General features: G+C 61.9%; 23 protein-coding genes. 12 read left to right on the top strand and 11 right to left on the bottom strand.

Annotation, left to right across the window (positions count from 1 at the left end):
- Positions 1–413 precede the first annotated feature (413 nt).
- The 3 genes from LPB73_RS01575 to LPB73_RS01585 form a co-directional block, all read right to left on the bottom strand.
- A complete protein-coding gene (locus tag LPB73_RS01575) occupies positions 414–2,189 on the bottom strand; it encodes a bifunctional metallophosphatase/5'-nucleotidase (protein ID WP_414716846.1) in 1,776 nt (591 codons plus the stop codon).
- A 158-nt stretch (positions 2,190–2,347) separates the two neighbouring features.
- The gene (locus tag LPB73_RS01580) at positions 2,348–3,109 is read right to left on the bottom strand and encodes a crotonase/enoyl-CoA hydratase family protein (protein ID WP_089265991.1); all 762 of its coding nucleotides are present in this window, start codon (positions 3,107–3,109) and stop codon (positions 2,348–2,350) included.
- Between the two features lie 107 nt (positions 3,110–3,216).
- Entirely contained in the window at positions 3,217–4,986 is a 1,770-nt protein-coding gene (locus LPB73_RS01585) for an acyl-CoA dehydrogenase (RefSeq protein ID WP_231079376.1), read from the bottom strand.
- 218 nt (positions 4,987–5,204) lie between these two features.
- On the opposite strand from LPB73_RS01585, the gene LPB73_RS01590 reads away from it, so the two are divergent.
- Positions 5,205–5,588 (top strand): YkvA family protein, encoded by a 384-nt coding sequence (locus LPB73_RS01590; RefSeq protein WP_231079377.1) that lies wholly within the window; start codon positions 5,205–5,207, stop codon positions 5,586–5,588.
- A gap of 13 nt (positions 5,589–5,601) precedes the next feature.
- On the opposite strand, the gene LPB73_RS01595 is transcribed toward LPB73_RS01590, so the two are convergent.
- Together LPB73_RS01595 and LPB73_RS01600 are read right to left on the bottom strand one after the other, a co-directional pair.
- Positions 5,602–8,019, bottom strand: coding sequence for a TonB-dependent receptor (locus tag LPB73_RS01595; RefSeq protein ID WP_231079378.1), 2,418 nt, complete (start codon positions 8,017–8,019; stop codon positions 5,602–5,604).
- A 106-nt stretch (positions 8,020–8,125) separates the two neighbouring features.
- Positions 8,126–9,547, bottom strand: a complete 1,422-nt coding sequence (locus LPB73_RS01600; protein ID WP_231079379.1) for a histidine kinase — start codon at positions 9,545–9,547, stop codon at positions 8,126–8,128.
- 206 nt (positions 9,548–9,753) lie between these two features.
- On the opposite strand from LPB73_RS01600, the gene LPB73_RS01605 reads away from it, so the two are divergent.
- Together LPB73_RS01605 and fghA are read left to right on the top strand one after the other, a co-directional pair.
- Positions 9,754–10,374: a response regulator transcription factor gene (locus tag LPB73_RS01605; RefSeq protein ID WP_068734560.1), complete on the top strand. Its 621-nt coding sequence runs from the start codon at positions 9,754–9,756 to the stop codon at positions 10,372–10,374.
- Positions 10,375–10,445: 71 nt separating this feature from the next.
- Positions 10,446–11,291: an S-formylglutathione hydrolase gene (gene fghA / locus LPB73_RS01610; RefSeq protein WP_231079380.1), complete on the top strand. Its 846-nt coding sequence runs from the start codon at positions 10,446–10,448 to the stop codon at positions 11,289–11,291.
- A 13-nt stretch (positions 11,292–11,304) separates the two neighbouring features.
- Here fghA and LPB73_RS01615 read toward each other — a convergent pair whose 3' ends face one another.
- Complete coding sequence (locus LPB73_RS01615; protein WP_414716847.1) at positions 11,305–11,817, bottom strand: DUF3280 domain-containing protein; 513 nt, start codon at positions 11,815–11,817, stop codon at positions 11,305–11,307.
- A gap of 130 nt (positions 11,818–11,947) precedes the next feature.
- Here LPB73_RS01615 and LPB73_RS01620 point away from each other — a divergent pair, with 130 nt between their 5' ends.
- The 6 genes from LPB73_RS01620 (at position 11,948) to LPB73_RS01645 (ending at position 17,395) form a co-directional block, all read left to right on the top strand.
- Positions 11,948–13,129: an ABC transporter substrate-binding protein gene (locus tag LPB73_RS01620; RefSeq protein ID WP_231079381.1), complete on the top strand. Its 1,182-nt coding sequence runs from the start codon at positions 11,948–11,950 to the stop codon at positions 13,127–13,129.
- A gap of 2 nt (positions 13,130–13,131) precedes the next feature.
- The gene (locus LPB73_RS01625) at positions 13,132–14,118 is read left to right on the top strand and encodes a YVTN family beta-propeller repeat protein (RefSeq protein ID WP_231079382.1); all 987 of its coding nucleotides are present in this window, start codon (positions 13,132–13,134) and stop codon (positions 14,116–14,118) included.
- On the top strand, positions 14,115–14,936 hold the full coding sequence (locus tag LPB73_RS01630) for an ATP-binding cassette domain-containing protein (protein ID WP_231079383.1): 822 nt from the start codon (positions 14,115–14,117) through the stop codon (positions 14,934–14,936). The genes LPB73_RS01625 and LPB73_RS01630 overlap by 4 nt, the downstream gene beginning before the upstream one ends.
- Positions 14,933–15,781 carry an ABC transporter permease gene (locus tag LPB73_RS01635; RefSeq protein WP_231079384.1) on the top strand — a complete coding sequence of 283 codons (849 nt, stop codon included), beginning with the start codon at positions 14,933–14,935 and terminating at the stop codon, positions 15,779–15,781. Before LPB73_RS01630 ends, LPB73_RS01635 begins: the two co-directional genes overlap by 4 nt.
- Entirely contained in the window at positions 15,778–16,386 is a 609-nt protein-coding gene (locus LPB73_RS01640) for a hypothetical protein (protein WP_231079385.1), read from the top strand. The genes LPB73_RS01635 and LPB73_RS01640 overlap by 4 nt, the downstream gene beginning before the upstream one ends.
- A 439-nt stretch (positions 16,387–16,825) precedes the next feature.
- A complete protein-coding gene (locus LPB73_RS01645; protein WP_231081033.1) occupies positions 16,826–17,395 on the top strand; it encodes a TMEM175 family protein in 570 nt (189 codons plus the stop codon).
- A gap of 94 nt (positions 17,396–17,489) precedes the next feature.
- Here the strand turns inward: LPB73_RS01645 and LPB73_RS01650 are convergent, their stop codons facing one another.
- Positions 17,490–18,044, bottom strand: coding sequence for a PQQ-dependent catabolism-associated CXXCW motif protein (locus tag LPB73_RS01650; RefSeq protein WP_231079386.1), 555 nt, complete (start codon positions 18,042–18,044; stop codon positions 17,490–17,492).
- Between the two features lie 2 nt (positions 18,045–18,046).
- Positions 18,047–18,943, bottom strand: coding sequence for a substrate-binding domain-containing protein (locus tag LPB73_RS01655; RefSeq protein ID WP_231079387.1), 897 nt, complete (start codon positions 18,941–18,943; stop codon positions 18,047–18,049).
- A 156-nt stretch (positions 18,944–19,099) separates the two neighbouring features.
- Here LPB73_RS01655 and LPB73_RS01660 point away from each other — a divergent pair, with 156 nt between their 5' ends.
- Together LPB73_RS01660 and LPB73_RS01665 are read left to right on the top strand one after the other, a co-directional pair.
- Positions 19,100–20,026: a quinoprotein relay system zinc metallohydrolase 2 gene (locus LPB73_RS01660; RefSeq protein WP_231079388.1), complete on the top strand. Its 927-nt coding sequence runs from the start codon at positions 19,100–19,102 to the stop codon at positions 20,024–20,026.
- 55 nt (positions 20,027–20,081) lie between these two features.
- Positions 20,082–20,912 (top strand): quinoprotein dehydrogenase-associated SoxYZ-like carrier, encoded by an 831-nt coding sequence (locus LPB73_RS01665; protein ID WP_231079389.1) that lies wholly within the window; start codon positions 20,082–20,084, stop codon positions 20,910–20,912.
- Positions 20,913–20,938: 26 nt separating this feature from the next.
- Here the strand turns inward: LPB73_RS01665 and LPB73_RS01670 are convergent, their stop codons facing one another.
- On the bottom strand, positions 20,939–21,280 hold the full coding sequence (locus tag LPB73_RS01670; RefSeq protein WP_231079390.1) for a hypothetical protein: 342 nt from the start codon (positions 21,278–21,280) through the stop codon (positions 20,939–20,941).
- A gap of 103 nt (positions 21,281–21,383) precedes the next feature.
- Here LPB73_RS01670 and LPB73_RS01675 point away from each other — a divergent pair, with 103 nt between their 5' ends.
- Positions 21,384–21,740: a hypothetical protein gene (locus LPB73_RS01675; RefSeq protein ID WP_231079391.1), complete on the top strand. Its 357-nt coding sequence runs from the start codon at positions 21,384–21,386 to the stop codon at positions 21,738–21,740.
- A gap of 3 nt (positions 21,741–21,743) precedes the next feature.
- Here LPB73_RS01675 and LPB73_RS01680 read toward each other — a convergent pair whose 3' ends face one another.
- On the bottom strand, positions 21,744–21,953 hold the full coding sequence (locus tag LPB73_RS01680) for a hypothetical protein (RefSeq protein WP_231079392.1): 210 nt from the start codon (positions 21,951–21,953) through the stop codon (positions 21,744–21,746).
- Positions 21,954–22,032: 79 nt separating this feature from the next.
- The gene (locus LPB73_RS01685; RefSeq protein ID WP_231079393.1) at positions 22,033–22,905 is read right to left on the bottom strand and encodes a hypothetical protein; all 873 of its coding nucleotides are present in this window, start codon (positions 22,903–22,905) and stop codon (positions 22,033–22,035) included.
- Positions 22,906–23,018 lie beyond the last annotated feature (113 nt).

Raw genomic sequence — 23,018 nt, forward strand, 5'->3', positions numbered from 1 at the left:
GTGACGCCGCATCTCCGGCGTCCACCGCATCCCACCCCGCGAACGTGACGATCGCGATCGCCCCTCTCGGTGGGGCAGGACGAGGGGGAATATAAACCTGATGGGGATGTTGTCAACGGGATATAGGAAAAAATGTCTGGGCGCTGTCTTCCCGCCCCACACTGTCATTCCGGGGCGCGAGGAGCGCCGCAGGCGGCGTATCGCGCACCCGGAATCTCGGCATGGGAGTCTCTGATCGTGCCAAACACATCGAGATTCCGGGTTCGCACTACAGCGGCTCTGCCGCTTTCGTGCGCCCCGGAATGACGAGTGTGGATCGAGGCTCGCTCTGCCGGCTTCGCCGGCAACGCACGCCCTCAGGCAAACCAATTGGTTCGCCGGGGAATGACAGCTTGGGGCCGACAGGCGTTCCGCTAATCCACCCGCGCAATCCGCCCCAGCGGCATCGGCGACACCGGGCTGTTGGCCTTCATGTAGGCGTTCAGCGCATCGACGTCATAGACGCCGACCAGCGGCTCCTTGCCCTCTTTCAATACCGTGAAGCCATCGCCGCCGACGGCGAGAAAGCCGTTCACGGTGACGCGATAATTTGCTGCGGGATCGATCACCTTGCCCTCCAGCATCATACGCTCGGGTGGAACGCGCTGGCCCGCTGCCGCCGTATTATCCCAGGCATAGCTGAAGCCTTTCGAGACCTGCAGGATGCGCGGCCGGCTCGGCGTGTTCCATTGCTGCTCGAGCATCGCCTTGATCTGCGCGCCCGTGAGCGTCAGCGTCACCAGCTGGTTGCGGAACGGCTGCGCCGCGAAGACGTCGCCATAGGTCACGCTGCCGTCGGCCGATTTGGTGATGTCGGCGCGGATGCCGCCGGGATTGGTGAAAGCGATTACGGCGCCGCCGAGAGCGCTCGTAGATGTCGCCGCGAGATGTGCGTCGGCGATGATATCGCCCAGCGGGCTTTCGCCGGTCGTCATGTCGGGCATGCGCGACAGCGTTGCGGTGACCGATCCGGCAGGGCGACTGGCAATGGGCGCGGCTACCTTGTCATATGCCGCAAGCAAGGCCGTCTGTGCGGGATCGGCGGGATAGGTTGCCGTGCGCACGATGACGTTGTCGGCTTTCGAGCTGATGACGTCGTGGGTGGTGCGGTCGAGCTTGAGGTCGATGGTGGTGACCAGCGTGCCGTATTTGTCGCCTGACGTGACGAGGCGTCCGTCGATCTGGCAGGTGTAGGCGCGGTGCGTGTGGCCGCTGACGACGACGTCGACCGCCTTGTCGAACTTCTTCACAATATCGACGATCGGTCCGGAAATACCCGGGCATTCATTGTAGTCGCCGGTGGAGAAGCCGCCTTCATGGATCAGCACTACGATGGCCTCGACGCCTTTGGCCTTCAGTTCGGGCACCAGCGCGTTGACGGTGTCCGCCTCGTCCCTGAATTCGAGACCGGCAATGCCGGGCGGCGCCACGAGACCCGGCGTACCTTTCAGCGTCAGGCCGATGAAGGCCACGGGAATGCCGTCGAATGTCTTGATCTGATAGGGCGGCAGCAGCGGCTGCCCGATCTTCGTGTCGATGGTGGAAGCGGCGAGATAGTTGAACGTCGCGCCGGCAAAGGGATGCGGACCCTGGCAGCCATCGATGGGGTGGCAGCCACCGTTCTGCATGCGCAGCAGCTCGTCGCGCCCTTCGTCGAATTCGTGATTGCCGACCGAGGCGATCTCAAGGCCCATCATCGACAGTGCCTCGATTGTCGGCTCGTCATGAAACAGCGCGGAGAGAAACGGGCTGGCGCCGATCAGGTCGCCCGCGGCCACGAATACGCTGTTCGCCTTGCCGGCGCGGAGCTGCTTGACCAGCGTCGCCATATGCTCGGCGCCGCCGGCGGGCACGGTGATCTTCTTCGTTTTGTCGGCGGGATCGTCGATCACGATGCCGCCGGGGGCAGGGCGCAGATTGCCGTGGAAGTCGTTGATGGCAAGGACGGTGACGTCGACGGGGGTGGGGGATGTCTGGGCATGGGCGGCCGGTGCTACACATAATAGTGCGCCAGCTAGAACAGTGCACGCAGCGAGCGCTGCATTCTTAACCTCTCCCCGTGCTTTACGGGGAGAGGTCGGATCGCTCTTGCGATCCGGGTGAGGGGCGGCGCAAGGGCATTGCCATTCGGGAGTGCTATCGGGTCGCATGATTTTGAGCATCTTGTATCGATGATTGAGGACTTTGGCGTCTCAGTGCGACAGCGATGTGATCCGCTAGATCTCCATCGATGCTGGCATGGTGCCATGCCCCTCACCCGCCGCGAAGACGCGTCGACCTCTCCCCGTAAGCACGGGGAGAGGTTAGATCACCCCTTCTTGCGCGCGAAGAACGCCTTGAACGCCGCGCTCGCTTCCTGCGACTTCATGCGCTCGCCGAACAGATGGCTCTCCTGATCGATGCGCCGCGTGAGATCCTCGGGCGGGAGCTTCAGCAGCCGGCGCGAGATTGCCACGGCTTCCACCGGCAGTGCGCAGATTTCGCGGGCGACCTTGCGCGCTTCGACTTCGGTGTGACCGGGCGGCACGATTTCGTTGATGAAACCGGCGGCCTGGCCATCTTCCGCCGTCATCGTGCGGCCCATCACCAGCGCGGCGAAGGCCCGCTGATGACCCATGGTGCGCGGGAACAGCAGGCTGGAGGCGGCTTCCGGCACCAGGCCGAGATGAATGAACGGCGTTGAGAAGGTTGCGGTGGTCGAGGCCAGCACATAGTCGCAGTGGAACAGCATGGTCGTGCCGATGCCGATGGCAATGCCATCCACCGCGGCGATGATCGGCTTGGTGTTCTGCGCCAGCGAATACAGAAACTTCACGGCGTTCGACGCGCGTGGGGACTCGGCCTTTTCGGCGCTGTCCTTCAGGAAATCCTGCAGGTCGTTGCCCGCGGTGAAGGCGCCGGAGCCGCCGGTGATGATCATGCAGCGGATATCGGGATTGTTCTGCGCGGTGTCGATCGCGTCCGACATGGCGTGATACATGTCCTGCGTCAGCGCGTTCTTCTTTTCCGGCCGGCGCAGCGTGATCACGCGCGTGGCCTCATCGTCGGTCACGATCAGATGTTCGGTCATGTCAATTCCCTGGCATAGCCCATAGCGCCCCGCAAAAAGCGCGGCTGGCACGTTTCCTCTGCCGGATATTACATCAATCCGCTGCGGCCGATATGGCGGGCGACGGTTTATGCCAGCAAAACGGCGTCGGCCGACATCACGGATTCACTGGAGTCCATCACGGTGCGTTCAAGCGAACCAGCCTGCACCGCAACATTCTCGGCGAAGAACCGCGCAACTGTCACATAGCGTGCAGCGTCGCCGTCGCGTGCGGCAAGGGCTTCATTGGCCAGCATGCAGCCGCCGAGCGCGGAGCCGAACAGCCGCAGATAGGGCGTGGCGCCGGAGAGCGCGTCGTTCGGTGCCGAGGCCAGCTTCTCCAGCAGCCACTTGCTTGAACGCTCCAGCGAGCCGAGCGCGTCGCGGAGTTTTGCGCCGGTGGTGCCGAAACCGGGATCGTTGGAGGCCTCGACGCGCGACACGATGCCGCTGAGTTCATCGAGCAGCGCCCAGACGGATTCGCCGTCTGACGCCGCGAGTTTGCGCGTGACGAGATCGATCGACTGGATACCGTTGGTGCCTTCGTAGATCGCCGTGATGCGCGCATCGCGATAGTGCTGTGCCGCGCCGGTCTCCTCGATGAAGCCCATGCCGCCATGGATCTGTACGCCCAGTGACGTCACTTCATTGCCAATATCGGTGGAGAAGGCCTTGGCGATCGGTGTCAGCAATGCGCCGCGCGCGGCCGCTTCGGTGCGCACCTTGGCGTCGGGCGAACGTGCGGCGATGTCGAGCGCCACGGCGGTGGCGTAGCAGATGGTCCGCGCGGCGGCGGTGAGCGAGCGCATCTGCATCAGCATGCGCTTGACGTCGGGATGCACGATGATCGGGTCCATGCCCGCAGTCTTGCTGCCGATGCCGCGGCCTTGTTTACGCTCCTGCGCGAAGGCCAGTGCCTGCTGATAGGCGCGGTCGGCAATGCCGACGCCTTCAAGCCCGACGCCGAGCCGGGCCTGGTTCATCATCGTGAACATGCAGAGCATGCCGCGATTTTCCTCGCCGATGAGGTAGCCAACCGCGCCGCCCTTGTCGCCCATGGTCATGGTGCAGGTGGGGGAGGCGTGCATGCCGAGCTTGTGCTCGACGCCGGAGGCATGGATGTCGTTGCGTTCACCGAGCGAGCCATCGGCATTGACGAGAAATTTCGGGATCAGGAATAGCGAGATGCCCTTGGTACCGGCGGGGGCATCGGGCAATCGCGCAAGCACGAAATGCACGATGTTGTCGGTCATGTCGTGATCGCCATAGGTGATGAAGATCTTGGTGCCGGAGATGCGATAGCTGCCATCGGCCTGACGCTCGGCACGCGAGCGCAGCGCGCCGACATCGGAGCCGGCCTGCGGCTCGGTGAGCTGCATGGTGCCGGTCCATTCGCCGGTGACCAGCTTTTCCAGATAGATCTTTTTCAGCTCGTCGCTGCCATGGGCGTCGAGCGCCTCGATGGCCGACAGTGTCAGCAGCGGGCAAAGGCCGAAGGCGATGTTCGACGCGCTCCAGATTTCGGTGCAGGCGGCATTGATCGCCAGCGGCAGGCCCTGGCCGCCGAAAGCTTCGGGGCCAGAGACGCCGTTCCAGCCGGCGGCAGTCCAGCGCGCATAGGCATCGGGCCAGCCGGGGGCGGTGGTGACTTTATTATCCGCGAGCTTGATACCGTTCTTGTCGCCCACGGTATTGAGCGGCGCCAGAACGTCACTGGCAAAGCGGCCGGCCTCTTCGAGCACGGCAGCGGTCATATCGGCGTCGAAATCGCCGTAATGGCCGGCTTTCAGGGCCGCCTGCAGGCCGGCGCCGTGATTCAGGGCCAGCAGCATGTCGTTGATCGGTGCTCGGTAGGTCATGGCATCTCGCTCCCAGAAATTCTTTGGGTACACTTTTTCAGCTTTCCGCCGTCTTCCCACGAAACGGGCGGCTCCTCAACACGCCAAAGGGCGCATCCGGGGCCCGCTGTGGCTAGGGCGGGAAGATTCGACCCTTCGCAGGGGGAGGCGAGATCCGCCAACTTCTGCTGCAATATCAATGGCTATTCTGAAGCTGACTTGTGCGATACGAGGCATTCATGTTGACGCGGATCAAAAGCTGGGCACGACACATCAAGACGGACACGCATGCCGTCTATCTCGCCGCGCGCGATCCGCGGGTGCCGTGGTTTGCGAAAGTTCTCGCGATCGCTGTCGCCGCCTATGCGCTGTCGCCGATCGATCTCATTCCGGATTTCGTGCCGGTCCTTGGCTATCTCGACGACCTGATCATCGTGCCGCTGGGTGTCTGGCTCGTGGTGGCGCTGGTCCCGGGCGAGGTGATGGCCGAGTACCGGATCAAGGCGCGCGAAGCTGCAGAACGCCCGACCAGCAGATCGGGCATGATCGCCATCATCGTGTTGTGGCTCGCCAGCGCACTCCTGCTCGGGTGGCTCGGCTATCGCTACTGGACGCGGACCTGATCGCCCACGCCCGTCAGAACCTGACCTTCACACCGGCATAGAAGGCACGCGGCCGCGCCGGGCTGACCGAACGTGCGTCCGTGAACTGGGCGCCGCCATTGGCAAAATTCGGCACCGAGTCGGTCTCGAAGAAAGTCCCGTATGTCGAATAGCGTCGGTCGAGGATGTTGTCGACGCGGGCGAAGACCTGCACGGATTTGTCGATCTGGTACGACGCGTGGGCATTGAACACGGTATAGGCTTCAAGTTTCGGTGCCTGGTTGGAATCGTCACCGACGAAATACTGGCTGCTGACGAACAGCGCATCAGCCCCGACCTTGAAAGCGTCAGTCAGTGCATAGTCGAACCCGGCCTTGACGCGGTGACGCGGGATCGCCGGGATCTGGTTGCCGGGCAGGATCTGGACGTTGCCGTCGTCATCCTTGAACGGGCTGTTCGATCCGATCGCGAGCGGATCAAGGAAGCGCGCATCGACGAAGGCATAGCTGGCATAGAGCTGCAGGGTCGGCGCGCGCAATGTGACTTCCGCCTCGATGCCCTGGCGGCGCGTCGAGCCGACATTCTGGAAATAGCCATAGCCTTGCAGCACCGGGCTTGGGATCGCGAGAATGTCATCGGTGTTGGTGGTGCGGAAGGCGCCGAGCTTCCAGCCCAGCGTGCCCGCATTCAGCTCCTTCGTGCCACGCAGGCCAGCTTCTATCGTATGCGAAACCACCTGCTTGAGCGGCGGATCGGAGATCAGGAAGGCACCGACGATGCAGGGATTGGCGGGGTCGGCGCAGCCGAGTTCCAGCGGGGTCGGCGCGCGGTTGGCTTCCGAATAGCCGGCATAGGCGGTCAGTTCAGGCGTGATCTTGTAGGTACCGCCGATGATCGGATTGAAACGATTGAAAGTGTGGTCACCGTTGAGCGCGGTGCCGATCTGATCCTCGAGCACGATCTGCGCCGTGTTGAAGCGACCGCCGCCGGTGATCGAAAAGGCATTCGTCACATCGAAGGTGTCGAGCGCGTAAATGCCGCCATATCGATTGGTGGTCCGCAGCGACACCGGGCCGATCGCGATCGGATCGCCGGACTGACCGAGGGAAATCCCGCTGCCGGTGACGATGTAATCCGGGCCGATCGTGCCGAGTTCGGCGCTGGCCGTGAAGTGACTGGCGCTGGACGAATAGCTGGCGCCGACGACAAAGCGGTTGTTATGGCCGAACAGCTGATCGGTATTGGTCGCCTGCAGGGAGCCGCCCACCGTGGTCGAGCGCGTCGAGGTGCGATCATTCTCGCCAAGAACCGCGCCGGGCGCGAAGGGATTGGCAATTTGCGCGCCGTTGAGGCCGTTGGCCGGCGTGTCGTCATCGCCGAAGCACAAGAGGGTCGGATCTTCGCAGGGCTGGGTGCCGGTTGGATTGCCATCCTGGGTCTTGTTCCGGAAGAAGCGAAGATGCGCCGCCGCCTCCACCGTCCAGGTCGGCGTGGCCTCGACCTTGCCAGTGAAATTGAGATAGCCGACGCGGTTATTCGAGGTCTGCGGCGTCGTATAGGTGGCGCCATAATTCTGCTGCAGCAGTTCGACCGGAACGGTCGCCGAGGCGCCAAACTTGTTGTTGGCGACGCCCATATTGAGGTGAAGCTCGCTGCTGTCGCTGCGGTAGCCCACATCGCCATAAAAGCGTCGGACGTCCGATGTCGCGAAGTTGCGGAAGCCCTTGTCATGCAGGCCTTCGAGCGCGCCATAGACGGCGAATCCCTCGACCTGCTTGCCCCACTGCGCCGAGCCCTGGATGCGGCCGAACGAGCCGCCCATCGTGCTGAGCTCGGCTCCCTGATAGTTGAAGCCGTCTTTCATCTGGATGTTGACCGCGCCGCCCAGCGCGTTGAGGCCGAAGGCGGGATTGTTGGTGACCACGCTGACCGAGCGGATTGCCGCGGTCGGGATCAGGTCCCAATTGACGGTGTCGCCGAAGGCTTCGTTGATACGCACGCCATTCTGATAGACCGCGAGCCCCTGCGGCGTACCGGCCACCGGCGACGCCACGAAGCCGCGAAATTGCAGATCGGGCTGGAAGGGATTGCCCGCGACTTCATTGATCAGAATGCCGGGCACTTGTTGCTGCAGGGCATCCGTGACGTTCAGGGAATTGGCACGTTCGATCGCACGGGCATCGACATAATTGATACTCGCCGTGACCTTGTCGACGTCGATGCCGGAACGCGACGTCGGCGTGGTCGGATAGACGTAGACCGTACGCGGCCGCTCGGCGACCCGCTGGGTGGTCTGACGCCGGGGGCCGCGTTTGCTGGCGGTGGCAGGGGCGGACACCACGACCGGAGGCAGCACCTGCGGCTCTCCAGGTGGACTTTGCGCAAAAGCCGTTTCGGAAACCGGTAGAAAACCCGTCGACAGCGAAGCCACGACCAGCACTCTTACGCGCATCTGTTTCACCCCATTCCGCGTCGGCGCTCTGATGGCACCGTTCGGTAGCGTGATACTAGCGAGTGTGAGAGGCTGCGCTATCTGCAAATGTCGAAATCCGTCTCAGTTATTTTCCCGATAAAGTCGGGACAAATTCCCGATCGCGCGTAACAGGCGGATTTGGCAGCGGCTCCGTCACGGGAATGATAGCCTCGACAGTCACACCGTCCACGTCAGATCTGACCGCGAGCGTCCCGCCCAGGGCCCAGACCCGCTCTCTCATGCCGACCAGACCAAAGCCGCCATTGCGATCAGGGTCGAGGCCGCGGCCATTGTCACGCACGCGGACCAGTACATTGTCATATTCAGGCTTCGCCGCTGCCCCCATCACCGGTTCGATGATCACGCTCACGGCGGAGGCTTGCGCGTGGCGGAACACATTGGTGAGTGCCTCCTGAACGACACGATAAGCAGTGAGCTCGGCGACCTCACCAAGGGGAGCAAGCGTCGGCGATACCAGGCTCTCGATCACGACCTCCGGATGGGATTCGCGCCAGAGACGCAGCAAGACCGTAATGGCACCGGACAGACCGAGATCCGTCAGCCCGACCGGCCGCAACCGCTCGAGAATGCGGCGATTGAACTGCTGCAGGACATCGACCTGCGCCAGAATGGCAGTGCCGTGCCTCGACAAGGCACCTGTGCCCGATGGATCGTGATCGGCGAGACGCATCACTGCGCCTGCATGGGCGCGCAGGGCGAACAGATACGGCCCGAACTCATCATGCAGTTCGCGTGCGATATCCCTGCGCTCGATATCCTGCAGCGAGACGGCCCGTTGGGCCAGACGCCGCCGGTCCTCGAGCACATCGCCCAATGTGGCAGCGAGATGATTGAGCCGGATGCAGAGTGCGGCGAGTTCCGGTGCTCCCGCGGGGGCGACGCGCGCCTGATAGTTCCCGGCTTCGATATCGACCATAGCCTGCGACAATGCAACGAGCGGCGCGAGCGCCCGCCGAACGACGAGACTCGTGACGACGAACAGCACCATTGCAACGATCAGGCTGACTGCGAGCTGGGTGACGATGCCGTCCCATATCTCCCGCATCTCGTCATCGGGATGCGAGGTGATCAGCAGCGTCTGCCGCTTCTCGCCAACCATCACCGATGCCGACTCCGATATCCGCTCGGGATGGATCAAGGACACGAACCACGATGGTGGAGAGCCTGCACCGTCGCTCCGATCCTGACCGTCACTCTTCGGGGACGGCATGTTCCCATCGCTTTGCCTGACGATGCTGACATGTCGCAATCGATTGAGATCGGCGACAATTTTATCGAGCCGCGCATTCGGATCCTGCGCTTCGCTCAGGCCAGTTCCAATACTTTCGATAACTTCACGCGTCAGCCGGATAACGCTCTGGTCCTCGGCCTGGACGCGCGGGCCAGCTTCCAGTGCGAGCCGCACGACATTGGCGACCAGGCCAAGAGCGAGTACGAGCGCTACCAGGAGATTGATCCGCGCGCGCAGCGAAAGATTCTGCCACATGACCATGCTTTCACTCGCATCTCGCCTGCATGCCGCGACTATGAACTTGACAGCGAAATTCGACGGCGATCATATCGGATCGAGGCGACCTTCGATTGTCAATCATGTCGCTCCAAAGGCGCGCGGCTGATGCAGCGCAGCAATCGAGGAGCAGGCCGAGACTTGCTGACAGAGTTTCTTGCCGACAGAGTTTACGGGGTTAACCCATGCGCGTTCTGATCGTCGATGATCACCCCATCGTCACATCGGGCTGCCGCGCGGTGTTCGCGGACGATCCGGAGATCGAACTGCTGGAAGCCTCCGATGCCGCCAGTGGGGAGCAGGTTTTCCTGACCGGAGACCCCGATATCTGCATCATCGACATCAATCTGCCGACCGTGTCCGGATATGAACTGGCGCGGCGCATCCTGCTGCGCGACGACACGATGCGCATCATCATGTTCAGCATGAATGACGACCCGATCTTCGCGGCCCGCGCGATCGAGAGCGGCGCCAAGGGCTATGTCTCCAAGACCGGCGACCCACACGATCTGCTGGAGGCCGTCTATGAGGTCGCGCGCGGCGGCGTGTATCTCCCACCGGCGATGGCGCGAAGCCTTGCTTTTGCCGGGCCTGCGCTGACGCAAAGTCCGCTGTCGAAGCTGAATTCGCGCGAGATGGAGATCCTGCGACTGCTCGGTGCCGGCAAGAGCCTCGCCGAGATTGCATGGATGGTTCACGCCTCCTACAAGACGGTGGCCAATACATCGTCACTCATGCGGCAGAAGCTCGGCGTCCGCAGCTCGGTCGAACTGGTGCGTTTCGCCATCGAGCGTGGCATCGCCTGACCGGGCGTTCCTGACCAGACATCACTTGTTTCGGCGATGTCGCATCGCTGCCGCATCCAACCTGTAAAGTCATGACCATGCAGACAGTTTCGCTCAATCGATCATATGGCGGCACACAGGGCGTCTACAAACACGCCAGTCGCGCGACCGGAACTGACATGACATTTTCGGTCTATGTGCCGCCGCATCAAGACGGCGCCAGGCTGCCCGTGGTCTGGTATCTCTCGGGTCTCACCTGCACCCACGCCAATGTCACTGAAAAGGGCGAGTTTCGCGCCGCATGCGCCGAACTGGGGCTGATCTTCATTGCGCCGGACACCAGCCCGCGCGGTGCCGATGTTCCCGGTGACGCCGACAATGCCTATGACTTCGGGCTGGGCGCCGGCTTCTATGTCGATGCCACCCAGGAGCCGTATGCACGCAACTATCGCATGTGGAGTTATGTGACCGAGGAGCTGCCGCAGCTCGTGGCCGATCAATTCCCGATCGATAGCAGTCGTCAGTCGATCCTCGGCCATTCCATGGGCGGGCATGGCGCGCTGACCATTGCGCTGCGTCATCCCGATCGCTACCGCGCGGCCAGCGCTTTCGCTCCGATCGTGGCGCCGTCGCAGGTGCCGTGGGGGATCAAGGCGCTGGGCGGCTATCTCGGCGACGACAAAGTGGCTTGGCGAAAGCACGATGCGGTTGCCCTGATCGAGGACGGCGCGCGATTCCCCGAATTGCTGGTCGATCAGGGCGACGCCGACAATTTTCTGACCGAACAATTGCGGCCTGAACTGCTGCAGAGCGCTTGCGACAAGGCAGGCATTCCGCTGACGCTGCGCCATCAGCCCGGCTACGATCACAGCTATTATTTCATCTCGACCTTCATGGCCGACCATCTGCGCTGGCACGCGGCGCGGCTCAAAGGGTGAGTTGCGGCTCGCGTTACTGGGGCTGCGGGGCACCGTAATTCGGAGCGAGCAGGCGGTTGCGCACCAGATAGCTCGTCGCCCGCGACCAGCTTTCGTCGGTGTTGCCGCGCAGGTCAGCGCTCATTGTGGCGACCAGCCGCCCGGTGTGAACATTTCGCAGGGTGATGTTCATATTGAGGATCAGGTTCGAGACCTTCTGTACGAGCCCCGTAATGACGAGGTCGGCACCGATCTGCTGCGCGAGTTGTACGTCACAGCCGCCGCATGCCTGCAAATTCCGGCCTTGCGCCGCAACATTGAGCGATGACATGTCCAGCAGCTCGAAATGGCCGGATTGCTTCATCTCCTCGCGAAGCTGGTCGGCAGCATGGAGCAGTCTTGCCTGCTCGTCGCTGCGGCGTCCCTTCACCTCGCCTTCGAGGCTCGTATCCAGCCATTCGAAATTGAACACCGCCACTTTAGGCGCTGCGGCGTGAGCTGTTGCCGTCATCATCAGTAACAGCACGGTGATCGATAGGGCTCTCATCGCGGACCTCGCATCATTAAAATGCAACGCGTCGGCAGAATCCGAGGTTGCAAGCTACGATAATTGGTTCATGTTTCAAGCACGAGACCCTTCACCGGCGCCAAGCCGGGAAGGAGTAGCCGGAGGGAACATGATACGGTGGTTGATCGGCGCGATCAGTCTCTGCGCCGTGACGTCGTCTGCGCTGGCGGCCGAGCCGCTGATGATCAGCATTGGTTATCTCGGTCAGGCCGGCATCAAGGCAACCCTTTCGCTGGTCGAATTACCGTCCGAGAACGATGGCATCGCCGGCGCGCGGCTCGCCATCGAGGACAACAACACCACGGGCAAGTTCCTGAAGCAGCAGTTCGGGCTGGACGAGGTCCGTGTGATGGACGGTGACGATGTCGCCGGAGCCGCACGCGATCTCGCTGGCCGTAATACCTTCATCATTGCCGACCTGCCGCCCGATGCATTGCTGCAGGCGGCTGACGCGGTGCGTGACCGCGGCGGCATCCTGTTCAATGTGGGTGCCGCCGACGACCGCCTGCGCGAGGCGGACTGCCGGGCCAATGTGATCCATATCGCGCCGACGCGATCGATGCTGGCGGATGCGCTGGCGCAGTATCTGGTGTGGAAGCAGTGGAAACGCTGGCTGCTCGTGGTCGGCTCGCATGACGACGATCGACTTGAAGCCGACGCCTATCGCCGTGCCGCCGCGCGGTTCGGCGCAAAGATCGTGCAGGAACGCGTCTTCGAGGACACTGGCGGCGCGCGGCGCACCGATAGCGGCGTCACATTGATCCAGCGCCAGATCCCGGTCTTCACACAACAGGCACCGGCCTATGACGTCATGATCGCCGCCGACGAGAGCGAAGTCTTCGCCTCCTATTTGCCGTATCGCACCTGGGATCCGCGGCCGGTCGCGGGATCGGCGGGTCTGGTGCCGACCAGTTGGCATGCTGCACAGGATCAATGGGGCGCGGTGCAGATCCAGAACCGCTTCACCAAACTGAACGCGCGCCGCATGACAGCGCGCGACATGCAGGCCTGGCTTGCGACCCGCATGATCGGCGAAGCCGCGTCCCGCACGAATTCGGGCGACGGCAAAGCCATTCTGGCGTTTCTGAAGTCGCCCGATTTCTCCATCGCCGGCTTCAAGGGTCAGCGGCTCACGATCCGCGACTGGAACCTGCAGCTACGCCAGCCGATCCTGCTGGTCGACGGGCGCATGGTGATTTCGGTCTCGCCGCAGGAAGGCTTCCTGCATCAGGTCTCGGAGCTCGACACGCTCGGTATAGATCGCCCGGAAAGCAAATGCAGGCTGAAATGATGATGAACAGATCGAAGATGCTGCGCCGTGTCTGGCTGTGCGGCGCGGCGGCATGGCTTGCAGCAGCGGCGCCTGCATCGGCCTTTCTCGCTTATGTGTCGAACGAGAAGAGCAACACGGTTTCGGTGATCGACACCGATAGCTGGACCGTCACCGCGACCATCAAGGTCGGTCAGCGTCCGCGCGGCATTGAACTGACGCGCGATGGCAAATCGGTACTCGTTGCGGTTGGCGACGATGACACCATCCAGATCATCGACGTCGCCAGCCAGAAGGTGGTCGACTCGCTGCCATCCGGTCCGGATCCCGAGCTGTTCACCCAGGATGCCGCCGGCAAGGTTCTCTATGTCGCCAACGAGAACGACAACACGGTGACCGTGATCGATCTCGAAAAACGCGTGCGCATGGGCGACGTGCAGGTCGGTGTCGAGCCCGAAGGCATGGCGATCAGCCCTGACGGCAAGATCCTGATCAACACGTCCGAAACCACCAATATGGCGCATTTCATCGACACCGCGACGCGCGAGATCGTGGCGAATGTCCTGGTCGACGCGCGTCCGCGCTTCGCCGAATTCAAGCGCGACGGCTCGGAGCTGTGGGTGTCGTCCGAGATCGGCGGCACCGTATCCGTGATCGATCCCGCCAAGCGGGTCGTGACCGACAAGATCGAGTTCAACATTCCCGGTCTGCGGCGCGAAGCCATTCAGCCGGTCGGCATCGGCATGACCCGGGATGCCAAGATCGCGTTTATCGCGCTCGGCCCCGCCAATCGGATCGCCATCGTCGATGCGGCGACCCACAAAGTGATCAAGTATCTGCTGGTGGGCCAGCGGGTCTGGCACATGGCGTTTACTCCCGATGAGAAATATCTGCTGGTCACCAATGGCGTCTCCAACGATGTCTCGGTCATCGACGTCGCGGCACAAAAGGTCATCAAGACCATTCAGGTCGGCGAATTGCCCTGGGGCGTCGCCATGGCACGGCCATGACCACCATCGACACATCGCGCCCTGAACAGCTCGCGCACGACGCGCCCGAGCCGATTGGCGTGCCGGCGGTCACGCCCGCTCTGTCGGTCGCAGGCATCAGCCATTGCTATGGTCGTCGGCAGGCGCTGTCGGATGTCTCCTTCAATGTCGCACCGGCGAGTTTCACGGCACTGCTCGGCCTCAATGGCGCGGGCAAGAGTACGCTGATTGCGCTGATCACCCGGCTGTTCGGCATTCAAACTGGACGGATCGGCGTATTCGGCCACGACATCAGCGATGCGCCGAGCGAAGCCTTGCGGCTGCTTGGCGTGGTGTTTCAGCCACGTACGCTCGATCTCGATCTGTCTGTCATGCAGAACCTGCTCTATCATGCCGCACTGCAAGGCATCGCGCGGCGTGAAGCCCGGCTGCGCGGCGACGAGGTGATCGCGCGCATCGGCCTTGCCGACCGGGTGAACTGCCGGGTGCGCGATCTCTCCGGCGGACAGATGCGACGCCTCGAGATCGCTCGCGCATTGCTGCACCGGCCGCGGCTGCTGTTGCTGGACGAAGCGACCGTCGGTCTCGACGTGCAGGCGCGCGCTGATATTCTTGCGCATGTCCGGATGCTGGTCGCCGAACAAGGCATCGGCGTGCTGTGGGCAACACATCTGTTTGACGAGATCGCCGCCAGCGACGATCTCGTAGTGCTGCATGGCGGCCATGTGCTCGCACGCGGTTCCGTGACGCAGATCCTGAGCGAAACCGGCGCGCCCAATTTCGACATGGCTTTCCGGGGCATGACCGAGGCGGCCGACCGGCGCGGGAGGTCATTGTGAGTACGACATTCGTCGCGCATGAGCGTCGCAAGCTGGGTTTCGGCAATTATCTAACCTGCCTCAACGGCATCCTGTGGCGGGAAGCGCTGCGCTTCCTGCATCAGCGCGAGCGTTTCGTTTCGGCTCTGGTGCGTCCGCTGGTCTGGCTGTTCATTTTCGCCGCTGGCTTTCGGCAGGTGCTTGGTATTTCGATCATCCCGCCTTACGAGACCTATATTCTCTATGAGGTCTATATCGCGCCCGGCCTTATCGCGATGATCCAACTGTTCAATGGCATGCAGTCCTCGTTATCGATGGTCTATGACCGCGAGATGGGGAATATGCGGACGCTTCTGGTCAGCCCGCTGCCGCGCTGGTTCCTGCTGGTGTGCAAATTGCTGGCCGGGACCGTCGTCTCCCTGCTGCAGGTCTATGCGTTTCTCCTGATTGCATGGTTCTGGGACATCGCTCCGCCGCTCATCGGCTATCTCACTGTTCTACCGGCACTGATCCTGTCCGGATTGATGCTGGGATCGCTGGGCATGCTGATATCGTCGCGCATCAAGCAACTGGAGAATTTTGCGGGGGTCATGAACTTCGTGATCTTCCCGATGTTCTTTGCGTCGTCCGCGCTTTATCCTTTGTGGCGCGTGCAGGAGGGCAGCCCGATGCTCTATTATCTCTGCCTGTTCAATCCCTTCACCCATGCGGTCGAACTGATCCGCTTCGCGCTCTATGACAAGGTCAACTGGGTCTCCCTTGCCGTTGTCGCGGGCTGTACCGCCGTATTCATGATCGGTGCAATCATTGCTTACGATCCCGGTCGCGGCCTTGCCCGCCGGGCACCAGCCGGGGGCGAGACATGAACAGAGCGATCGGCATCATCACAGCACTCTTGTTGATCTGGTCGGGCACTGCGCAGGCCGCGGATCCGCGTTATCCCGACTGGCCGTGCATTCAGGCCAAAGTGCCGGAAATCTCGCTGGCCGCCGTCTGGGCCGGACCGCCGATCGACGATGTCGCCAGCGCCTGGAAGGACGACGCGGAGGTCAGCGCACTTGTCGAACGTCTGGCGACACGGCGCGTACCCGTTGAGGAAGCGCAGAAGGCGATCACGGATTTTCTGTCGCGATCGCCGGACAAGGCCAGGTCAGGCAAACTGATCTTCGCCGGGCTGTTCGACAGTCTGAACGCGCAGCGCGCGACAGTGCTGGCCGGTCTCGAACGCGTCACGCGTAAACAGCGCGAAGCCGCCGACCGGGTCCGCGCCGACACGGCCATGCTGCAGACGCTGCAGAGTGCGTCACCACCCGATCAGGCGAAGATCGACGAACTCAACAACAAGCTGCTATGGGAAGCCCGCATCTTCGACGACCGACGCCGCGTCGTCACCTTCGTCTGCGAGGTGCCGACGCTGATCGACCAGCGGCTGTTCGCGCTCAGCCGCACCATCCAGCAGGAGATGGAATAACATTGCGTGGCAGGGCGTGGACTCATTTGAGTGTAGCCAAATCCGGATTGATACGAGCTTGACGAACGCCAGATAGTTGGCTGCGAGTTCGTCGTATCAGGTCGCGACGCGCCGATATTGCTCCGGTTTGGACGCTCGAAGCACGTCTAAGCCGGTGCCTTCAACCGGCAAAGAACGGAGGACCGTACTTCCGCGGTCACCCCGTAAGCGGACATATCCCGGACATGCCAAATTCGACGTGAATGACCGAACTCGGACATGGCGGCCTGTCCCTACAGCGACCAACGTGCTTTGATGATCACCATCGAAGCGTCGCGACTTCTTACCTTGCCCACACCGGCAATCCATGTCCCACAATCCAGCAGCTGAAAGCATGTCCAGGTCTCGTGTCCGGCGGCTTTGAGGGGGAGCGAGCTTGAAGCAGATCGGCCTTTTCGAAATGCGCCGATTGGAGGCGTTGAGCAACACCATCTTCGGCGTTGCGATGACGTTGCTCGCCTACGATCTGCCGAAGGCCAGCAGGTTCACAAAAGCGCCGGCCTGGATGGAGCTTGTCGGTGCCTACGCACAACCTGTCATCGCGCTGATGATCAGTTTTATCGTGGCCGGCGTGTTTTGGCTCAGCCATCATCGGCGGCTCACTTTCGCGCCGGAAGGCAGCCGCGGCGAAGTCTTCCTCAATCTGATCTTCCTGCTGTCGATTGTCATGCTTCCGGTGACGAATGGACTTTACGGCGCGTATCGGCTCGATAGTGTCGTCGCAGTAAGCTACGGCTTCCATCTGACAGTCATTGCCAGCTTGAACGCGCTGCTATGGGCTCTGGCGCTGCGAGGTCGCCGCAATTCCGAGTTGCTGGCAATCGCGGTCTTTCCGGTCTTTGCACTCGTGCTCGCAACGGTGATGGCCGCCGTCGCTCCATTCGTTGCGCAATTCATGTGGTGCCTGGCCTTTGGCGCGCCTCTGGCGGGCTGGTTGGCGGCCCGGCGCTGGCCGCCGAGAACGAATTAGCCAGCTCGATCTCTGCCAAGGCTTCTTCGTATGCAATGGCTAGCCGCCCCGCGATGGGCGTCTGCCGTCCGCTCCAAGTTTATGGGGTCACGCCCTAATTCGCCGGCGGCCGCGGTTCAGGCTGCGCATCCGCCAGCGGTAGATCCTCCAGCTCCCAACCGTCGGTGCCGTCCGGATACCAGACGACATGACTGTAGCCATAGGACAGCGCGCGCTTCGCCGCATTCCAGGACATCCAGCAATTGGCCTGACAGTAGATCACCAGAAGCGCGTCTCGCCGGCCGGCCGATGCGCGCGCGAGACCGTCCTGCAGATAGGCCTCGGTCTCGGCGGCCAACCTGCCATAGCCGGTGTCGGGCAGCCACAGGCTGCCCGGAATGTTGTGCCGCGGCTTGTCGCGCCAGACCGTTTCCGGCGGCAAATTGGCCGGCTTCGGCGGACGCGGCATGACATCAATGAAGGCGCCGCGTTTGTCGCGCCAGATCGCCTCCGCGTCTTTCGTCGTGATGACGCGTCCGCCTTTCAGCGTCGCCGGCACCGGTGCGCGATAATTGTCGGTGCGATAGTCATCGGGCTCGGGCACGGCGTCCTGCGCCTGGGCCGACGTGACCATCACTAGTGCCATCGCGAGAAGGATGGCGTAGCGCATGATCACGGCGACTTCGCCGCCGCCTCCGGCCCGATCGGACGGTTGTTCTCATCGAGAATGGGAACACCGAAATCGAGCAGCACCTTGTTGATGGCCGGCTGGTTTTCCTGAATCAGCCGGTTGAGCTGTCGCTTCCAGTTCTGATCCGCGGAGCGCACGCCCATGCCGATGCGATAGACGAGGCGGGGGCCCGTGGTTTCCTTGACCAGCGGCGTGACATGAAGCGGAGGATTGGCGTTCTTGGCGTAGAAGCCCGCCATAGGCCCCCACAGGATCGCTGCGTCGATATCGCCGGATGTGAGATCCTTGATCATGGCCAGTGCTGATGAATCAATGCGGGTATCGATCACCAACGGATAGGGCTTCGCATTCACCATCAGGCCGTTGACCGCCATATTGGTGGCCGGCGGCGTCCCCGCCACGATGCCGATATGCTTGCTCTTCAACCTGGCGTCATCCAGTGTCGTGACATCATCGAGACCGGCGCCGGTCTTCGACACCAGTGCATAGGCCGTCCGGTAATAGGGATTGGTCCCCTGGACGAGGTCGTCGCCCTGCGGGAAGCCCATGATGACATCGCAACGATGCGCGCCGAGAGTCATGCGAACGAAGCCCGTCGCCTGCGGGAAATAAACATAATCGAGTTTCTTCTGCAGTTTGGCTGCGAACAGCTCGGCGAGCTTGTTCTCCAAGCCCTCGCCCTTCTCATTCGAGAACGGCATGTTACGCGGATCGGCGCAAACGCGCAGCGACTGCGGGTCGACCAGCTCGATCGAGAGATCGTCGGTCGCAGCAGTCTGGCCAAGCGCGGTGCATAGGCCCTCAAGCAACAGCGCACTCGCAAAGAGCGACGTCAGTAGCGCGCGACGTTTTCCGGATCGTTCCGCTCTGTGGTGCATGCGCTACCTGCCGTTCACATTTGATGGGTGACACGACAAAAACCTAGGCCTCTCGTTTTAAGCGTGCAAGATGCAATGGGGCGCTTCCGATGTTGCGCCGCACTTTCCGGGTGATTGCAGAATCGCTGCTTGCCCCGGAGTGATATGGAGATGCAAATGACATCTCGCTTTGCGATGCATGTAGCGCTCATCATGCTGGCAATGCTCGCATCTGCTCGCGCGCAACAACAGACTTTGGCGATCAGTGAAATCGCGCCGGGCGTCTTCATGCATCAGGGGCGCATCGCCTTGATGTCGTCAGACAATGACGGCGCCGTCGCCAATATCGGCGTCGTGATCGGCGATCGGGCGGTTGCCGTGATCGACACCGGGGGCAGCGTGCGGGAAGGGCGACAATTGCTGGCTTCCATTCGCGCACATACAGACAAGCCCATTCGTTACGTCATCAACACCCATGGTCATCCCGATCATATGTTCGGCAACGCCGCCTTCGTCGCTGACGGAACCGAGTTCGTCGGCCATATGAGGCTGCCGCAGGCACTGGCCGTACGCGGGCAGTATTATCTCGACGCATTCAGGCGCAGCATGGGCGACGCGCTGATCGATGACGTCCGTATCGTACCGCCAACCCGGCTTGTCGATGGAGAGCTCGTCCTCGATCTCGGCGGGCGCACACTTATCGTGAAAGCTTGGCCCACCGCCCATAGCGATAGCGACGTCACGGTATTCGACACGGCGACGAAGACGTTGTTCGCTGGAGATCTGGTTTTTCTCCGCCATATTCCCGTGCTCGATGGCAGCATCCAGGCGTGGCTCAAGCTGCTGGACGATCTCGCGGCGCTGCCGGCCGAACGCGTCGTTCCCGGCCATGGTCCGGTGAGCATTTGGCCGCAAGCCCTCGCCGCTGAACGCCGGTATCTCGAAACACTCGCGTCCGGTATCCGGAAGGACGTCATCGATGGCAAACCGATCGCGGAAGCTACGAAACACGCGGCAGAAGCCGAGCGCGGCAAATGGGAGCTTTTTGACGACTACAACGTCCGCAACGCAACTGCAGCATACTCACAATTTGAATGGGAATGACTGCCGGTTGGGGTAGTATCAAGCGCGTCGCTTCTTCCCTTGCGAGGGCCGTACCATGCCGGAATTTGCAATCCGCAGCGTCTGTGCCGCCATCCTGCTGAGCGCCGTACTCAGTCCGCATTCTGTGTCCGCGGCCGGTCCGGAGCCTTACGATCCATGGCCGGGGCTAGTGCAGGATATTTTCGACAGCCGACCGATGGAAGACGGCAGCAACCTGATTGCACTCGAGATGCCGACGCGCGCGGAGGATGCCGCCATCGTGCCGGTGACGTTGCGCCTTAAGCCGACATTCGACGCGCGCCCGCGGGTGGTGACGATCACGCTGGTGATCGACCAGAACCCGGCGCCTATGGCCGCGAAATTCAAGCTCGGGGCCGACGCCAATGTCTCGGAGATTTCAACGCGTGTCCGTATCAACAATTACACCAACGTCCATGCCGTCGCGGAGACCAGTGACGGCAAGCTCCATGTGGTGCAAACCTATGTGAAGGCGTCCGGTGGCTGCTCTGCGCCTGCGGCGAAGAATGCCGAAGAGGCCAAGGGCCGGTTGGGCCAGATGCGCTACAGGGAGTTTGCTGGAGCGCAAAACGAGGAAAAAAGTGGGACGCGCGAGGCGCAGGTCATGATCGGCCACCCCAATAATTCCGGCTTGCAGATGGATCAGGTCTCGCAACTCTATATTCCGGCCCTCTATGTCGACCGGCTCCAGCTTTGGCAGGACAGCAGCCCGGTCCTGTCGGTGGAGGGCGGGATCTCGATCTCCGAAGACCCGAATATTCGATTCACTTACGTCTCAAATGGCGCAAAGACGTTCCGCGCCGAGGCCAAGGACACCGATGGACATCAGTTCAGGCATGAGTGGAAGGTCAATGGCTCCGGCATGTAACGCAGCGCATCATGCAGAGCATAGCGCTAGAAGCAGCGCACTTCAGCCTCGGCCTGGGCACGCCTGACGTCATTGATGGCGCTGTTAGCCTGCTCCGAGGTCCGGAACTGGGCGCTCAGATTGCCGCGCACCTGCGACATGCTCAGCGCCGTTTCAGCCGTGATGTAGCGGGTGTAGGGCACCAGCGACGCCACGACATCGATCGAGCACGAACATTGCTCGATCGACTGCCGGGTTTCGCCATTCGCTTTCATGCAGCCGAAGACATATTCGGCGCGCGCGGAGGTCGGATAGTCATTGACCTCCGCCGCCCTTGCCGCCCCCGACAAAACGGCAACGGCCGCAAACGCGACGAGATATCCTGTCATTCGATCGGGTCCCACGAGAGCCTCGCAAAGCTGGCGAAGACGACTGGCAAACTATACTAAGAAAACGAAACGGCTCAATAAGCCGAACAGATATGGAGGGGACATGTCACGCGCATCTCTATCGATGGCTGTCATATTGTTGCTCATGGCAAGCCAAGCTCATGCTCAGGGCAAAGCCGGCAAGGGCATTCGGCTCTGGAACCTGACGACATCAACCATTACCGGGTTCCAGCTGTCCCCGGCAGGAAAGCAGCAATGGAGCGCCAACCTGACACTGGCGGACAAGGATAAGGAAGTCGATCACGACGAGCGGCTGCGCATCACGGGGATAGAGCCCGGCAGTTACGACGCCAAGGTCAGCTATTCCGAGGCACGCCAATGCCTGGTCAGGAATATCGAGATCAAGGCCGATGCTGTCTTCTCGATTGCGGACAAGGACCTGCAGGACTGCAACAAGTAACGATCATGCCTTGTCATGGCCATGCGGATATTCGCAGCGCCACTTCACCGCGGTCCATTTCGGGTGTTCGCCGATCCACTGGGCAATGTAGGGCGGCGCTGCCATGGCGCATTGATGCAGCGAGAAGTCCGCCGTGAACGACAGGTTTCGCTCTTCGCAGGTGTTTGGCGACATTACCGCGCACACTGTCAGGACCAGATTGATCATATTCATGTCGGCATCCCAGATCGTTCACCGGACGATAACATCTGAAATACGCGCCCGTCAGCGCGAAGTTTCGGCGATTTCCAGGCTAAAAATTGATCCCGTAAACCAGACGGGCCTGGTGACGCTCAAAACTGACCAGATCCAGCGACGATCCCGGCACCTCGGAGCGGCCCCATACTTGCGTGCTCCAGCTTGCAGTCAGCCGTGATCGGTCCGAAAGCTGGACATAGGCGGTTGGCCCGACGAACAGCGCCTGACCAGCCAGTTCGCCAAGGCCGATCCCTTCATATCGGCGCATATAGCGCGCTTCGCCGCCGAGAAGCATGCCGGGGCGCACCTGCATCATGACGCCGAGCGCCGCTCCGATGCTCGCCTCGCGTTCCCGCGTTCCAGTATCGACATAGCGCGTCCATTCCGGCTGATAGATCAGATTGAGCGCCGCAACGGCAACGTCAGGGACGATCTCTCGATCGAAGGCCAGCGTGAGCCCAGTGCCGTAGCTCCTGACCCGCGCTGCGCTCGTTTCGTCGATCCCGTTGAACTGCGTGTCGATCGCGAGCGTCATGCCGACGGGGGCCGTCTCGCGATCAAGAAATCTGTAGCGGAAATCCAGCGATGCCCCCTGCCAGGCAAGCGTGCGCTGATCGGCGAATCCGGGAACGCCAGTGATCCGATGGGCCGAGAAACTGCTGCCGATCTCGATGCGAATGTCCTTGGCGGGAACGAACTCCAGTTCGAATTCTTGCTCGCCCGCGCGATAGCGACCGCCGGATTTGCCGAATCGCCCGGTCGTCTCGCTCTGGAATTCCCGCTCGCCCACCCGGCCGACGTCACTGCCGATCATGAAGCCGAAAATATGCTCGGTATCGATGTCACCGGCCTGTGCGCGCGGCACGGCCAGCGTGCTGAATGCAAGAATCGCCGCGTAGACTGTCCTGACGCCGCGCTGCACCTGCATCCAATCCTGTCATCGAAGAGAGGCGTATATATTATATATAGAGATAATGCACCGCGCGAGCCTAGCCGAAATTGGCTCAGCCGCGAAGACGTCCTGCGATTGACTTGAACATC

The sequence above is a fragment of the Tardiphaga sp. 37S4 genome, assembly GCF_021044645.1.
GTDB lineage: Bacteria > Pseudomonadota > Alphaproteobacteria > Rhizobiales > Xanthobacteraceae > Tardiphaga > Tardiphaga robiniae.